General features: G+C 67.7%; 13 protein-coding genes. 4 read left to right on the top strand and 9 right to left on the bottom strand.

Annotated elements, in window-relative coordinates; genetic code table 11:
- Nucleotides 1-7: 7 nt before the first annotated feature.
- The 5 genes from JSQ98_RS10220 to pxpA form a co-directional block, all read right to left on the bottom strand.
- The gene (locus JSQ98_RS10220; RefSeq protein WP_211649572.1) at nt 8-973 is read right to left on the bottom strand and encodes a 5-oxoprolinase subunit C family protein; all 966 of its coding nucleotides are present in this window, start codon (nt 971-973) and stop codon (nt 8-10) included.
- Nucleotides 963-1,856, bottom strand: coding sequence for a 5-oxoprolinase subunit B family protein (locus JSQ98_RS10225; RefSeq protein WP_211649574.1), 894 nt, complete (start codon nt 1,854-1,856; stop codon nt 963-965). Before JSQ98_RS10225 ends, JSQ98_RS10220 begins: the two co-directional genes overlap by 11 nt.
- Nucleotides 1,853-3,208, bottom strand: coding sequence for an acetyl-CoA carboxylase biotin carboxylase subunit (locus JSQ98_RS10230; protein WP_211649576.1), 1,356 nt, complete (start codon nt 3,206-3,208; stop codon nt 1,853-1,855). Before JSQ98_RS10230 ends, JSQ98_RS10225 begins: the two co-directional genes overlap by 4 nt.
- Nucleotides 3,209-3,258: 50 nt before the next feature.
- The gene (locus tag JSQ98_RS10235; protein WP_090145587.1) at nt 3,259-3,495 is read right to left on the bottom strand and encodes an acetyl-CoA carboxylase; all 237 of its coding nucleotides are present in this window, start codon (nt 3,493-3,495) and stop codon (nt 3,259-3,261) included.
- Between the two features lie 95 nt (nt 3,496-3,590).
- Nucleotides 3,591-4,325: a 5-oxoprolinase subunit PxpA gene (pxpA, locus tag JSQ98_RS10240; protein WP_090145589.1), complete on the bottom strand. Its 735-nt coding sequence runs from the start codon at nt 4,323-4,325 to the stop codon at nt 3,591-3,593.
- Between the two features lie 92 nt (nt 4,326-4,417).
- On the opposite strand from pxpA, the gene JSQ98_RS10245 reads away from it, so the two are divergent.
- The gene (locus tag JSQ98_RS10245) at nt 4,418-5,884 is read left to right on the top strand and encodes a helix-turn-helix domain-containing protein (protein WP_176698232.1); all 1,467 of its coding nucleotides are present in this window, start codon (nt 4,418-4,420) and stop codon (nt 5,882-5,884) included.
- Between the two features lie 109 nt (nt 5,885-5,993).
- Here the strand turns inward: JSQ98_RS10245 and JSQ98_RS10250 are convergent, their stop codons facing one another.
- The 3 genes from JSQ98_RS10250 to JSQ98_RS10260 all read right to left on the bottom strand — a co-directional run bounded on the left by JSQ98_RS10250 (nt 5,994) and on the right by JSQ98_RS10260 (nt 11,630).
- Nucleotides 5,994-7,388 (bottom strand): purine-cytosine permease family protein, encoded by a 1,395-nt coding sequence (locus JSQ98_RS10250; protein ID WP_346728772.1) that lies wholly within the window; start codon nt 7,386-7,388, stop codon nt 5,994-5,996.
- Nucleotides 7,389-7,587: 199 nt separating this feature from the next.
- Nucleotides 7,588-9,591, bottom strand: coding sequence for a hydantoinase B/oxoprolinase family protein (locus tag JSQ98_RS10255; protein ID WP_090145595.1), 2,004 nt, complete (start codon nt 9,589-9,591; stop codon nt 7,588-7,590).
- Complete coding sequence (locus JSQ98_RS10260; RefSeq protein WP_211649580.1) at nt 9,588-11,630, bottom strand: hydantoinase/oxoprolinase family protein; 2,043 nt, start codon at nt 11,628-11,630, stop codon at nt 9,588-9,590. The genes JSQ98_RS10255 and JSQ98_RS10260 overlap by 4 nt, the downstream gene beginning before the upstream one ends.
- A 172-nt stretch (nt 11,631-11,802) precedes the next feature.
- Between JSQ98_RS10260 and JSQ98_RS10265 the strand changes: the two genes are divergently transcribed.
- From JSQ98_RS10265 to JSQ98_RS10275, 3 genes are all read left to right on the top strand, one after another.
- A complete protein-coding gene (locus JSQ98_RS10265; protein WP_211649582.1) occupies nt 11,803-13,014 on the top strand; it encodes a PucR family transcriptional regulator in 1,212 nt (403 codons plus the stop codon).
- Nucleotides 13,015-13,079: 65 nt separating this feature from the next.
- Nucleotides 13,080-13,385: a cupin domain-containing protein gene (locus tag JSQ98_RS10270; RefSeq protein ID WP_090145604.1), complete on the top strand. Its 306-nt coding sequence runs from the start codon at nt 13,080-13,082 to the stop codon at nt 13,383-13,385.
- Entirely contained in the window at nt 13,382-13,852 is a 471-nt protein-coding gene (locus tag JSQ98_RS10275; RefSeq protein ID WP_211649584.1) for a GNAT family N-acetyltransferase, read from the top strand. Before JSQ98_RS10270 ends, JSQ98_RS10275 begins: the two co-directional genes overlap by 4 nt.
- A 6-nt stretch (nt 13,853-13,858) precedes the next feature.
- Here JSQ98_RS10275 and JSQ98_RS10280 read toward each other — a convergent pair whose 3' ends face one another.
- Nucleotides 13,859-14,266, bottom strand: coding sequence for an acyl-CoA thioesterase (locus JSQ98_RS10280; protein ID WP_090145610.1), 408 nt, complete (start codon nt 14,264-14,266; stop codon nt 13,859-13,861).
- Between the last annotated feature and the right edge of the window lie 16 nt (nt 14,267-14,282).

The following is a 14,282-nucleotide window of genomic DNA, read 5'->3' on the forward strand; positions in this document are numbered from 1 at the left end:
GCGCTCCTCACTCCCAGACCCGCGCGAAGCGGGCGTTCCGTTCGGCTCGAGCCGCGAGCGCCTCGTCCATCGTGACGGCCACGAAGCGCACTTTCGCACCCGGAGCCATGCGCGCGAAGAGGTCCATGTCGGCGCTGATCACCGTCGCCGCTTGCGCGTACCCGCCGCCCGAAACGGCATCGCAGTGCAGCACGATCGGCTGCGTGCCGCCGGGGATCTGGATCGAGCCGACCGCGTACCCCGCATCGGTGATGTTCGACGGGTCCTGCCCGGCGCCGAACGGCTGCTCCTCGCGCTTCCACTCCGCCCCCGGGCCGTCGAAGCGGAGCCCCATGCGGTCGGCGACCGGAGTCAGCGTCCACTCCGCCCCCGTGAGATTGGCGAGCCCCTCCTCGGTGAGCTTGTGGTCGTACAGCCCGAGCATGATGCGGACGGCCACCTCGCGGTCGTACGTCGGCAGCAGATCCTCGGGAATCGATTCCATCACGGCCAGTTCGCGAGGCATCGCTTCGCCGACCGGCAGCACGTCTCCCGCCTGCACGGCGCGCCCCTCGAACCCGCCCAGCTTGCCGATGGGATAGGTGGATCTCGAGCCCAGCACGCGGGGAACGTCGATGCCTCCGGCCACCGAGACGAAGAACTTCGAACCGCCGCGGAGCATGCCGAAGGAGAGCTCGTCTCCCGCTTCGAGCACGAGACGCGCGTTCTGCGGCGCGGGTTCACCGTTGACGAGCACCTCGACGGGCGCACCGGTGACGGCGATCACCGCCCGAGCATCCGTCTTGAGCTGGGGTCCCAGGTAGGTGCACTCGAGCACGGCAGCATCAGCGGTGTTGCCGACGAGACGATTGCCGAGTGCCGCCGCGTACTGGTCCATCGCGCCGCCCTGCGGGATCCCGAAGCGGTAGTAACCGAAGCGTCCGCGATCCTGCACGGTCGTTGCGAGTCCGGGGGAAAGTACCTCAAGCGACATCGAGAGCCTCCAGGAGAGTGCGGTTGTACGCGTCGGGATCGGCGAGCGCTTCGGCCAGGGTGAAGCGCACCGGCGCCTGCTTGTAGCGGTAGGTTCCGGCCTCGACCTCGGCCTGGATCTCGGTGTACTCGGCTTCGTCGATCGGACGGTACTTCACGATGTCTCCGGTGCGGAACAGCACCATGAAGTCGGCGAAGTCGGCGAGCTTCTGCTCCGGGTCGAAGATCGGACTCGGGGTGATGCCGAGCATCTGGTATCCGCCGGCTCCGCGGACGGAGTAGTGCGCGGTGAAGCAGCCGCCGTACCCCAGTGTGAGCGGCGGCGTGTCGGTGCGCGGGCTCAGGTACTTGGGCACCTGCAGCTGCCGCTCCCTCGGGGTCAGCTGGAAGAGGAACGGGAGGCCGGCGACGAAGCCGACCATGGAGACCAGCCAGGGCGTCTCGTGGTGGCGCTGAATGAACTCGGCCGCGTTCGCGAGTCCGTTCACCTCGGCGCTGTAGTCGAGGTCGGACCCCTCCGGTCGTTGGTGGTAGCCCTCGCGGAACCGGGTCTCGGTCTCGCTCGTGAACGGGTCGTCGTACCAGACGGGAACCTCGATGATGCGGGTTTCCAGCTCCTGCACCGTCGCCTGCTTGACCTCCGCTTCGAGAGCTCGCACAGCGTGCTCGAGGTCGGCGTGCGGCAGTTCGTCCGGGTTGAAGCGGATGAGCAGTGATGCGTTCGCGGGGCAGATGTCGACGATGCCGTCGAGCTCCTGCTCTTCGAGTCCCGCTGCCATGGCGTTCGCGACGAAGTTCGCCTCGAGCGACATGTCGGGGGCGATTTCGACGAGCAGGAACTCGTCGCCGCCCCAGCTGTATCGCGCGTGCTCGGTGAGCGTCATGCGGATTCTCCTAACAGGCCGGGAACCGATTCGATGGTCGTCGTGTGATGCGTGGCCGAGCGGAAGTCGTCGAGGGCGACCAGTCGGCGCATGAGGGGCACCGTCGTGTTGATTCCTGCGATCTCCGTTTCATCGAGCACCCGAGCGGCGCGCGCGAGCGCGTGGTCGCGGTCGACGTCCCACACGATCAGCTTGCCGAGCAACGAGTCGTAGAACGGCACGACGGTCTGGCCCGCCCGGAATCCGAAGTCGGCGCGCACGCCCGGCCCGCCCGAGAGATCGAGCGATTCGATGCGGCCGGGGCTCGGCATGAAGTTGTTGTTCGGATCTTCGGCGTTGATGCGGAACTCGAAGGCGTGCCCGTCGAGACGGATATCCGCCTGGGTGTACCCGAGCTTCTCGCCCGCCGCGATGCGCAGTTGCTCGCGCACGAGATCGATGCCGGTGATGGCCTCGCTGATCGGGTGCTCCACCTGCAGTCGCGTGTTCATCTCGATGAAGGCGATCTCCTGGCGCTCGGGATCGTACAGGAACTCGACGGTGCCGGCGCCGGTGTAGGCCGTCTGACGCGCGAGCTGGACCGAGGTCGCGCGCATCAGCTCGCGCAGATCGTCCGGGAGCCCGGGAGCCGGAGCCTCTTCGATGACTTTCTGCTGCCGACGCTGCATCGAGCAGTCGCGATCGCCGAGGTGCACCCAGCTCTCGCCGTCGCCGAAGATCTGCACCTCGACGTGCCGCGCGTGCGTCACGAAGCGTTCGAAGTACACGTCGCTCGAGTTGAACGCTGCGAGCGCCTCGGCCTGCGCGACCTCGACCGTGCTCCGGAGATCGGCGCGGGCGTTGATGCGACGGATCCCCCGGCCGCCTCCGCCCGCGGATGCCTTCACGACCAGCGGATAGCCGATGCCCTCTGCGAGCGCTTCGAGATCCCCTGAGACGTCGAGCACTCCGTCCGTGCCGGCGAGCACGGGCACCCCGGCCTCGATGGCGGCCTGGCGTGCGCGCGCCTTGTCTCCCATCAGGTCGATCGAATCCGGGTTCGGGCCGACCCAGATGAGGCCCGCCTCCTGCACCTTGCGCGCGAATCCCGCGTTCTCGGAGAGGAACCCGTATCCGGGGTGCACTGCGTCGGCACCGGTGTCGACGGCGGCGGCGATCACCGCGTCCTGGTTGAGGTAGCTGAGCCCGGCGGGAGCGGGGCCGATGACCACGCATGCGTCGGCGTACCGTGCCGCGTCCGACTCCCGGTCGGCCTCGCTCGCCACCGCGACGGTCGCGATGCCCATCTCCTTCGCCGCTCGGATGATCCGCACAGCAATCTCGCCGCGGTTCGCGATCAACAGTTTCTTCAAGGTGTGTCCTTCACTCGATTCGGAGGTCTTCGGTGGACGAGGGGCGGCTGTCAGTCGATCGTCGCGATGACGTCGCCCGGGCCGACCATGCCGAGATCCTCGACCGCGAAGGAGGCCAGCACGCCGGCGGTGTCGCTGCGCACCTCGGTGAACTGCTTCATGATCTCGATGACGCCGACGGTCTGACCGGCTTCGACCGAGTCGCCCTCCTCGACGAACGGATCCTTGTCGGGGGCGGGGCGGCGATAGAAGATGCCGGGAATGGGGGCGATGATCTGTGAACTCATGGAATCTGCTTTCTTCAGGGGATCGAGGAGGGGTCGCGGCGGAACCGTGGGGTCGCGGCGTCGCCGGTGGGCGGCGGCCGAGTGGCGGCGCGCGGCTACCCGTCGACCACGGCGCGCACGGCCGTCGCCACTTCGACGGCGTTCGGGGTGTCCGAGTGCACGCAGATGCTGCCGAACGAGATCGGAAGCTCGGTGCCGTCGATCGCCAGGATGGTTCCGGTATCGAGCGCGCGACGTGCCCGTTCCGACGCCGCGACGATGTTGGTCTCGTGCGGCTGCCGCAGGATGATCAGCCCTCCGTCGGCGTTGTAGTCGAGGTCGACGTACAACTCGCCGACGAATTCGACGCCCTCGCGCTCCGCGACGCGCTGATGCGCGGAACCCGCGATCCCGAACACGGGAACGCCGAAGTCGCGCGCGACTTTGACGGCGCCGAGCATGAGCGCCTCATCGCGCGCGAGCATCCCGTAGAGCGACCCGTGAGGCTTGATGTGGTTGAGAGGCAGGTCGTACTTCCGCAGGAATCCGGCGAGGGCGCCGACCTGGTACCGGATGAGGCTCTCCACCTCGTCGGGCGTGAGCTTCATCTCCCGGCGCCCGAACCCGACGAGATCGGGGAGCCCGGGGTGGGCGCCGACGCGAACGCCGTGCTGCTGCGCGAGCGCCACCGTCGCATCCATGGTTCCCGGATCGCCCGAGTGGAAGCCGCACGCGACGTTCGCGACGTCGATGAGCGACATGAGGGCCGGGTCGTTGCCGAAGGTGTGGAGACCGAAGGCCTCGCCCATATCCGAGTTCACCGAAACCGAGTCACTTCGCTGTGATGTCATAGCCCCCAAGCTACGCGGAGCGTCAAGCGAACGTTATTATGCAGTTGCAAGAAATTTCTGATGTGATTTGTGCAAGCGCGAGAGGATGCCCGATGCGCGTCGCCGACCTGCTGACCGAGCACTCCCTGCAACTGCGGCTGGAGACGCCGACCGGACCCGACCGACTGAGCCAGGAGATCGTGCGCTGCGCGCCGACCGAGCACCTGGATCCGACCCCGTTTCTCGACGCCAACGTGCTGCTCCTGACCTCGGGGATCGGCATGAACTTCTCGGAGGAGAGCATCTGGGACGGCTACGTGGAGCGGCTCACCCGCGTGCCGGTCGCCGCACTGGCGTTCGCGGTCGGCGCCGCGCACGATTCGCTGCCGAAAGGCCTGATCACGGCCTGCACTGCTCACGATCTGCCGCTGCTCGAAGTGCCGACCACCGTCCCCCTCCTCAAGATCGATCAGCACGTCGAGGGCATGCTGCAGGCGGAGCGCATCGCCCTGCTCGACCGCGGCTGGCTGCTCGCCGACGAATGCGCGCGCCTCGCCAGCCAGGGCGCGGAGATCTCGACGCTGCTCGCGGCCATGTACGCCGCGCTCGAGCTCCCCATCGCCGTGTACGACGCGTTCGATTCGCTCATCGCGCAATACCCGGAGACGGTGACGTGGCGCACGGGCGCCGCACGAGCGTCGCAGCCGGACACCGTCACCGTGCCGCTGCCGATGGGCCTCAGCAACTCCTGCCAGCTCGCGGTGCGGCTCTACGGGTCGTCCGCGGAGGTCGAGGCGCTCCTCGCCCCGGTCACCTCGATCCTCGCCCTGCAGCTGAACCGTTCGGTCGTGGTCGATGCGAGCAGCCACCAGGACATGCTGCGTTTCGTGAACCGGTGCGTTGCCTGGTCGGAGTCGACGCGGAGCGACGTGGCGAACGCGTTCCACGAACTCGGGCTGAGCCGACGCGCCGAGACGACGCTGCTCGTCGCCGACATGAGCGGTGAGCACGCCGCAGCAGCCTGGAAGCTCCGCGTCGCACTGCACGACACGTTCCACGACGTTCGCGTCGCCGAACTCGATGAGCAGCTCATCGCCTTGGCCCAGTTCCCGCGGGAGGCGTTCGACGAGGTCTCGAAACGACTGCTCGGAATCGAGCCGGTGCTGCCGCTCGTGCTGCGCGGGCCGGCCCGCACGATCGACGAGCTGCGGATCGCACTCGTCCATGCGCTCAACCTGATCCGGCACGTGTCGGCTCCCGTGCTGGCGCCCGTGCTCGGCCTCAGCGCGGTCGTGGCCGCCGCAGCCGGGCGGGGGGCCCGTGAGGCGGCGGAGCGATTTCTCGCCCCCCTGCTCGATCACGACGAGCACCGCGCGACCGAGTTGCTGCCGACGCTGCGGATCTGGCTGCGCAACGACGCTCAGCCGTCGCGAACCTGCGAGGAGCTCTACATCCATCGCAATTCGCTGAGCTACCGCCTGCGCCGCATCGAGGAGCTGCTCGGCATCTCGCTCGACACGCTCGACGGCCGCGCCACGTGCCTCATGGCGCTGCGGCTGGTGGAGATCGAGCCGTACTAGCCGCTCCTTCCGGACGCACACGGGGAGCGCGTGCCGCACTGCGCATCTCTGTCGCAGCACGGCACGCGCTCCCCGTGTCGAACTCCCGGGAGTCAGGATCCCGCGATGCTCAAGCTCCGACCACCTTGATCAGGCCGGTGCGGCTCACCGGGTTGGTCTTCCACAGGATCCCGTAGACGAGCGCCGCGGAGACCGCCGTGAGGATCGGCCCCCAGGTCGCGCCGATGCCGGCGAGGTCTGGGTTGAACGTGCCGAGTTGCAGCATCACGATGCCAACGAGCGTCGCCACCACCCAGGCGATCAGACCGTTGTTGTTGAACGCCTTGTAGTGCTGGTCGCCGATCGCCGAGTGCTCCTCGTTCTGCCAGCGACCGAGCAGGATGTGGGTCAGCGCGATCGCGACCCAGGCCGTGACGAGCACGCCCTGCCAGGCGAGCGCGATGAGCAGGTACTCCACGACGGGCAGCAGCATGAAGAGGAAGATGATGACGGACGACAGCAGCACCCACACGATGTTCGGCATGTTGATCTTGAACACCTTCTCCCCGAACGCCCGCAGGTTCGCGGCGCCGAGGAAGTAGTTCGCGGTGTTGATGCGGGTCTGCGTCGCGATCACGACGATCAGGCCCAGGATGCCCATGAGGCTCACGAGGCCGCCGGCGAGACCGGTTTCCGAGGCTTCGAGCCCGGGGATCGTGAAGGTCAGGAAGATGCCGACGAACGCCGAGAATCCGTAGGCGAGCACGTAGAACAACGGGCCGAAGGTGACGCGCTGGTGGTACGCGATGTCCTTGCGCTTGCCGAGCGAGGCGAAGTCCATGGTGAACATCATCATGATCCAGACGCCCATGTACCCGGCGAAGGTCGCCAGCCAGCCAGGGCCGCCCATCGACAGCGGGACGGGAACGTCGGGCGCCTGCGTGAGCCACGCATCCGTGAACCCGTACTGCACCCCCGCCCAGATCACGGCGGCCACGAGCCCGAAGAAGTAGATCGGCATCAGAATGCCGTTGATCTTGTCGAGGAAGCGTCGCACTCCGCCGATGATGAGCGGTGTCGAGTAGACGACGACGACGAGGCTCCACACCCACATCTCGCCGCCGAACGCGGTCATGAACGCGTAGGCCACGATGGAGCCCTCGAAGACCGCGTAGTAGATCGCGATGAGCGCGAAGATGATCATCGCGATGGCCGACCCGGCGTTGCCGAGGATCGTCCGCGAGAACTGGGCGACCGTTGTGCGGTTGTTGATCGCGTAGCGCGACAGCACGCTGTTGATGAGGCCGTAGGCGATGATCGTCAGCACGATGCCGATGATCGCGTTCACCGTGCCGTACGCCGAAGCCATCGCGGCGCCGATGTAGACGAAGAAGAAGGCGCTCGCCGTGCCGTACCACGCCATCGTCAATCGGCCACGGCTCATCTGGTCTTGGTCGTCGCCTGTTCGGGCGAGTGCATCGGTCGCTTCGACGTCGTCGTTGCTCCCGGTGAGGTTGATTGTCACGGTCCGTACCTCCATTGGTATTGGGTGTGAGTGGGCGTCGCCATCTCATTGTGATAAGTCGAGACCCGATGAAGTACTGTGCAGGAGCCGGAAGGGCCGGGACATTCTCTGGCATTTGCACAAACCGCAACGAGCGGCGTGCCCCATCGAATACCGGCCCTTCCCTCCCCTCCGGGATCAGACGCGCTGCAGCAGCGCGCTAGGCAGCCCAGTGCGAGGCGGATCGCCGCACCATCTGCTCCCGGTGCTGTCGCGTGGTCTCGACGAAGAGCTCGCCGGTGCCCCAGTCGAGAATCACGCCGTGCCGCCGAATGACATCGAGCAGATCGATCTCCCCGGCGCGGTACTGCTCGGCGATGCGCTCGGGGTCCTCCTCGAGCCACCCCCGGCGATGCGTGCGGATGTGCGCTCGCTGCTCGGCGGTGCGCTCCCGATCGATCTCGTACTGGTCGAGATCGGGATCGATCGGGATGACGACGACGCCGTAATCGGCCGCTGCTCGCTCGATCGAGACGTAGTCGTCGATCACGTCTTCCAGCACCTCATCCGGCGTGCGATCGAGGGGATCTCCGAAGCCGCCCCCGCCCGCCGAAGGCCGGTAGAAGGTGTCGCCCGGCTGCACCGGGACCGAGGAGAAGATGGAGCCGAGGAACCGTTCGTTCTCGGTGTCGCGATTGAGCCAGACGCCGTGCGGGATCGACGGCAGGCCGCCCTCGATCCCCCACGTGATGGAGCGTGCGCGGTCGCAGCAGTAGCTCATCACCGAGGCGTCAGCATCGGTGAGCGTTCCGCCCTTCTCGACGCCGCACCCGCCGCGGAACCGGCCTGGGCCGCCTGAATCGGTGCCGATGCGGTGCATGGTGGTGAGGACCGGGGTGAGTCGTTCCTGACCCTCGCACGCCTGCACCGCGAGCCCGACGCCGAACACTGGCGCCGTCGCCGTCGAACCGTCTTTGGAGGAGCGGCCGCCCCAGCCGCCGGCCATCCAGTCGTACCACATGAAGTACGGGTTCTCCTCGCGTCGGGAGTCGCGCCCGCCCACGAGCAGATACTCGAGGTTGAAGGCGCACGCCATCGCCCGCTCCGGCATGATCTGCGACCAGATCTCGAAGATCCCGTTCATCAGCTTCTCGTACGGCCCGGAGCAGAAGCCGGTCACGGCGTGCGGCCAGCCGGCGTTCACCACCGTGCCCTCCGGCCCGATCTCCGCCGTGACCGCCGCGTAGAAACCGGAGTTCAGCGGCACATCGGGGAAGAACGTCTTCGTGCCGGCGTAGATCGCGGAGAATGTCGTGCCGTAGCCGGAGTTCAAGAAGGTGTCGACGACGCCGGCGCTGCCCTCCAGGTCGTAGTGGATCCCTTCGCCATCGAGCGTCATGACGATCTTCACCGGCACGAGCCCCTCGGCTTTGCCGGGATCGAGGTCGAGGTAGTCGACGGTCTCCCACCGGCCGCGGGGCAGGTCGGCCAGACGGCGCCGCACGGTCCGCTCCACGTAGTCCTGCGTCTCCTGCATCGCGAGTTCGACGGTCTCGGTGCCGTACCGTTCGACGAGCCGCAGCACCTCCCGTTCGCAGACCGCCGTGGCCTCCGATTGAGCGTGCAGGTCGCCGAGCGCCTGCTCGGGCGCGCGGGTGTTCGCGACGAGCAGCTGCGCGACATCGTGCAGGAAGACGCCCTTCGACCACACGCGGATCGGGGGGATGCGCAGCCCCTCCCCGAAGTGCTCGGACGCCGAGACGTCGAAGGAGCCCGGCACCTTCCCGCCGATGTCGGCCCAGTGACCCTTGTTCTGCGCGAAGGCGATGATGCGCCCCTGGGAGAACACGGGACGCACGAAGGAGACGTCGTTGAAGTGCGTGCCGCCGCGATAGGGGTCGTTGATCGCGAACACATCGCCGGGGTGGATGTCTCCGTCGAACTGCTCGATCACCGCCTTCGCCTGGAAGTGAAGGGTGCCGACGTGCACCGCGATGTCGCCGGAGCCCTGCATCACGGTGTTGCCGCGCGCATCGCAGAGCGCGGAGGAGAAGTCCCGCGAGTAGATGACGAACGAATAGCACGTGCGGAGGATCTGCTCGCTCATCAAGTCGACGCTGGTGGCGAAGGCGTTCTTCAGCACCTCGAAGGTCACCGGGTCGAGGGTGGTGCTCCGGGCGGGAGCGGCGCCCGTCGCCGGCGCCTGGATCAGGGTGTCGCTCATGAGTTGATCTCCTCGAGGTGGATGCGGATGTTGAGCCATTCGTCGATCTCCGCGTTCGTGTGCGGGGGCACGACGGTGGTCGAGTCGAGCTGGTTGATGATGGCGGGCCCGCTGAACACGGTGCCTGCGGCGAGCGCGTCGCGATCGTAGACCGGCGTATCGAGCCAGCCGTTGGACCCGAAGTAGACGTCGCGGCGATCCTCAGGCTCACCCGGAGCCTGTTCGACCACCTCCGCCGGCCTGAACGACGGCTTCGGGATCTTGCCGACGGCCGTCAGGTGGAGTTGATACACCTCGACCGGCGCGTCGTCCTGCCGGAACGCGAACTCCCGCTCGTACTGCTCGTGGAACGTGCGCACCGCCTGCTCAACGGCGCCCGGACCCGAGCCCATCGGCACCTGGAGCGACCGCCATTGCCCCTGGTACCGCATCGAGATCTTGCGCTGCAGCAGCCCGTCCGCTTCGGCGACGCCCTCGTGGCGCAGGCGGGCCGACGCCTCGTTCTCGAGTGCGACGAACTCCTGCTCGATGCCCTCCTCATCAGCCCCCGAGGCGAGACCGGTGTACATATGCGCGAAGTCGTGCTGAATGTCGACGAGCAGGCACCCCATGGCGGAGGTCACACCGGGACTGGGCGGGACGACGACCGTCGGGATCCCGAGCTCTCTGGCCACGTCGGCACCGTGCAGCGCTCCGGCGCCGCCGAAGGCGAGCAGGGCGAAGTCGCGGGGGTCGTATCCGCGTCGAATCGAGACCAACCGCACCGCGTCGGCCATATTGGCGTTCGCAACAGCGACGATCGCGTGGGCCGCCTCCGCGAGCTCCATGCCCAGCGGCTCGGCGATCGCGCGGGTGATCGCGGCCTCGGCGAGCGATTTCTGCAGGTGCTTCGCGCCACCGGCGAGCGACGTGCCGAGCCGGCCGAGTACGACGTTGGCGTCCGTGTTCGTGGGTGCGTCGCCGCCCGTGTCGTAGCACGCCGGGCCGGGGTCGGCCCCGGCGGACTGCGGGCCGTTGCGCAGCGAGCCGGCGATGTCGATGTGCGCGAGCGAGCCGCCGCCCGCGCCGATGGTGAGCACCTCGATCGAGGGGAAGATGATCGGGTGGCCGTACTCGACCTGCCACTCCTGGGAGACGCGCAGTTCGCCGTCCGCGACGAGCGCGATGTCGGTGGACGTTCCGCCCATGTCGAGGCTCACCGCGTTGTCGTACCCGCACTGCTGCGCGATGTGCTTCGCCGAGATCGCTCCGGCTGCGATGCCGGAGGCGGCGAGCCGCACCGGGAACTTCTCGACGAGACGGGGCGTCATGGAGCCGCCGCCCGAGTGGAGGAGCAGGAGATCGCCCCGGTAGCCGCCGTCGGTGAGGCGCGCGGCCAGGCGATTCACGTACCCCGAGACGAGGGGGGCCAGCACGGCGTTCGCGACGGCGGTGTTGAACCTCGGGTATTCGAAGATCTCGGGGAGCACCTCGGCCGACGTTGAGACGGTCGCATCGGGAATGGTCTCCTCGATGATCTCCCGCATGCGGGTCTCGTGAGCGGCGTTCGCGTAGGAGTTGAGGAAGCACACGGCGATGGTCTTCACCCCGCGGCGATGCAGCAGCTCGGCGAGTGCGCGCGCCTCGCCCTCGTCGAGGGCGGTGATGGTGTGGCCGTTGTAGTCGATGCGTTCTGTGACCTCGAAGCGATCCCGGCGCCTGATGTACGGTTCCGAGACGTCGTTGTACGCATCCCAGAGATCGTCTTTCGTGCCGTCCCGGATTTCGAGTACGTCGCGGAACCCGCGGGTGGTGACGAGAGCGGCGGCCGGGAAGTTCCGGGTGATGAGCGCGTTCGTCGCGACGGTCGTGCCGTGCGAGAACTGGACGACCTGCGACAGATCGATCTCTCCGCGAGCGACGCCGTGCATCACCGCCTCCATCGGATCGCTCGGCGTCGAGGGGACCTTCGTGATGCGCATCTGCTGCGTATCGTCATCGAAGATGCACACATCGGTGAACGTGCCTCCGACGTCGACTGCGACACGGACATGGTTCATGGGCTCCTCCTGGAGTTCATCGTTGAGTTCCGGATGCCTCAACCTTGCTGCGCCTCGTCGCCGTGGTCACTAGAGAATACGAAGCTTTCAGAGCGCCCTCTTGTAGAATCTCCAAAAATCGCATCGAAACCCTCTCTGAAATCTCCCGTTCACACAATGCTCGGAGCACCGCATGACGACGCCGTCCGTTCCGATCACCGAGATCGATCGCCTCCGCACCACGCTCGACATCACGAACGCCCTGCTCTCCGCGGTCGCCTCCACCGACCCGGTGCACGCCCTGACGTCCCGCATCGCGACGCTCTGCAAGGGCACCGCCGTCATCTACGATTTCGAGGGCACGATCGTCGCGAGCACCGGCGAGGCACCCACCCAGCTCATCTGGAACGAGGTGGCGGCGACGCACCGCCGCGAGCTCCAGCTGTCGATCGGGCGGTGGGCGGTGCGCACGCGGCGGGTCGCGCTCAGGGACGGCGTGCACGTCATCGCGATCGCCAGCCGGGGCGCCGACACGCTCGACCAGCTCGGCGAACTCCTCCTCGACACCTCCGAGCGATTGCTCGGCGCCGTCCACGGCATCCAGTACGGCGCGACCCAGCGCGATCGGCGGGACAACGAGCAGCTCATCTCATCGCTCTACGACGGGGTGCTCCCCGCTCGCGAGCACCGTTTCTGGAGTCGGCTCGCGCAATTCCGGTTCCCCGCATACGCCGCCATCCGCACGATCGAGGCGGCGCCGATCGACGGCACGACGGCCACGGAGGGGCACGTCACCCAGTTCCATGCCAGGGCGCGGTCGGAGGAGCTGCCGCTCCTCGCGATGCTGCGACGGGTCGGAATGGACGCCCCGGCGACGCTCTCCGCGATCGTGCCGGATACGCCGGCGAGCGAGCGGTGGCTCGCAGACATCTCACGCCAGTATCTCGTCGGCGTCTCCGCGCCGTTCTCCGCGCTCTCCCGCATCTCCGAGTGCGTGCGCGAAGCGGAGACGGGTCTCGGCATCGCACGTCAATGGGCCGCAGCGGCCACCGCCCCGGAAGGGCTGGGCCCCGTGCTCATCGACCGCATCGACCTCGCCACCTGGCTGCTCTCGCACGTCGACGCGCGCCAGCTGGAGGAGCGGATCCGCAGCACGCTGGCCCCCGTCGCCGCACCGCAGCTGCGGGAGACTCTCGTCACGTACCTGGCCACCGAGCAGAACGTCACCCGCACCGCTGCAGCACTCTTCGTGCACCCCAACACCGTCCGGTATCGCCTGTCGCGCGTCGAGCAGGCGCTCGGGCAGCCCATCACGTCGTCGTTCGTGCTCTCGAACGTGATCCTCGCCCTGTATCCCGAACTCATCGGACTCCGATCCAGTCTCGGCGACGCCGAGCGGGCGTAGGCTGAGGAGCAGGTTCTGCGGTGCCGGCCTCCCGGCGAAGACCGCACCACGTTCGAGGAGGATGCATGAGCAGCGACGCACACGGCACGGGATCACAGGGCGAGGTGCAGCTCGAGAACGAGTTCTTCAGAGTCACGCGGTGGACGATCCAGCCCGGGGGCGCGATCCCCATGCACCGGCACGACTTCGAGTACGTCGTCGTGCCGCTCGTCACCGACACGATGCACGTCGTCGCCGCGGACGGCAGCGAGATCGTCGCTGAACTGGTATTCGGGCAGAGCTACACGCGACCCGCCGGTTCCGAGCACCGCGTCGAGAATCGCGGCGACGGCGCGCCGATCGTCTTCGTCGAGACGGAGCGCCTCGCATGAGCGACGGGGCGACTGCCGGCCGCGTCCGCGTGCGCGATGTCGCACCCGACGACCGGGAGACGTGGGCGGAGCTGTACCGCGGCTATCGCGACTTCTACGAGAAACCGCACGACCCAGCGGTGTACGACACGGTCTGGGGGTGGCTCACCGACCCGGCCCACCAGACGCGCGGGCTCATCGCCGAGGTCGACGGCACGCCGGTCGGGCTCGCCCATTACCGCGCCTACGCCCGCCCGATCTACGGCGACAGCGGCCTCTACCTCGACGACCTGTTCACCGCGCCGGATGCGCGCGGCACGGGAGCGGGCACCGCGATCCTGCACCGCCTGGCCGAGATCGCGCGAGACGAGGGCGCATCGCTCGTGCGGTGGATCACCGACGAGAGCAATACGACCGCCCGCAGCCTCTACGATCGGGTCGCGACGCTGACGCCGTGGGTCACCTACGACCTGCGACCCGCCGAGTAGTCGGCGTCACTTCGACGACTCGCGGAGGCGCTCAGTGCCCGGCGTCGGGGCGGTGCGCCCGTGCACGACCGGAGCGCCCGTCGCATCGACCGCGACGAAGACGATGCGCTCGAGCGTGAGGATCTCGGCACCGGTGACCGCGTTCTCCACACGGCACGCCAAGGTGATCGAGGTGCGGCCGTAGGCGACGATCGAGTAGACGAGCTCGAGCAGGTCGCCCCGGTCGGCGCGCGCCGAGAAGTCGATCGCCGACATGTGCCTGGTCACGACGTCGATGGTGCCGAGCTGCGCGACGGCGACGATCGCCGCCTCCTCGTCGACCCACTGGAGCAGGCGGCCGCCGAACAGCGCCCCGTGCTGATTGAGGTCTTCCGGCTTCACCCATTTGCGGACGATCTGGCGGTACTCGTTCATGCCGTCAGCCTAATGG

Origin of the sequence: Leucobacter manosquensis, from assembly GCF_018304845.1 — a bacterium.
GTDB lineage: Bacteria > Actinomycetota > Actinomycetes > Actinomycetales > Microbacteriaceae > Leucobacter > Leucobacter alluvii.

What these genes read in the sequence shown, in the direction of transcription:
- JSQ98_RS10245 (WP_176698232.1), top strand. Translation starts at nt 4,418, where the DNA reads ATGCGCGTCGCCGACCTGCTGACCGAGCACTCCCTGCAACTGCGGCTG.
- JSQ98_RS10235 (WP_090145587.1), bottom strand. Translation starts at nt 3,495, where the DNA reads ATGAGTTCACAGATCATCGCCCCCATTCCCGGCATCTTCTATCGCCGC.
- JSQ98_RS10260 (WP_211649580.1), bottom strand. Translation starts at nt 11,630, where the DNA reads ATGAACCATGTCCGTGTCGCAGTCGACGTCGGAGGCACGTTCACCGAT.
- JSQ98_RS10280 (WP_090145610.1), bottom strand. Translation starts at nt 14,266, where the DNA reads ATGAACGAGTACCGCCAGATCGTCCGCAAATGGGTGAAGCCGGAAGAC.
- JSQ98_RS10270 (WP_090145604.1), top strand. Translation starts at nt 13,080, where the DNA reads ATGAGCAGCGACGCACACGGCACGGGATCACAGGGCGAGGTGCAGCTC.
- JSQ98_RS10265 (WP_211649582.1), top strand. Translation starts at nt 11,803, where the DNA reads ATGACGACGCCGTCCGTTCCGATCACCGAGATCGATCGCCTCCGCACC.
- JSQ98_RS10225 (WP_211649574.1), bottom strand. Translation starts at nt 1,856, where the DNA reads ATGACGCTCACCGAGCACGCGCGATACAGCTGGGGCGGCGACGAGTTC.
- JSQ98_RS10220 (WP_211649572.1), bottom strand. Translation starts at nt 973, where the DNA reads ATGTCGCTTGAGGTACTTTCCCCCGGACTCGCAACGACCGTGCAGGAT.
- JSQ98_RS10255 (WP_090145595.1), bottom strand. Translation starts at nt 9,591, where the DNA reads ATGAGCGACACCCTGATCCAGGCGCCGGCGACGGGCGCCGCTCCCGCC.
- JSQ98_RS10275 (WP_211649584.1), top strand. Translation starts at nt 13,382, where the DNA reads ATGAGCGACGGGGCGACTGCCGGCCGCGTCCGCGTGCGCGATGTCGCA.
- pxpA (WP_090145589.1), bottom strand. Translation starts at nt 4,325, where the DNA reads ATGACATCACAGCGAAGTGACTCGGTTTCGGTGAACTCGGATATGGGC.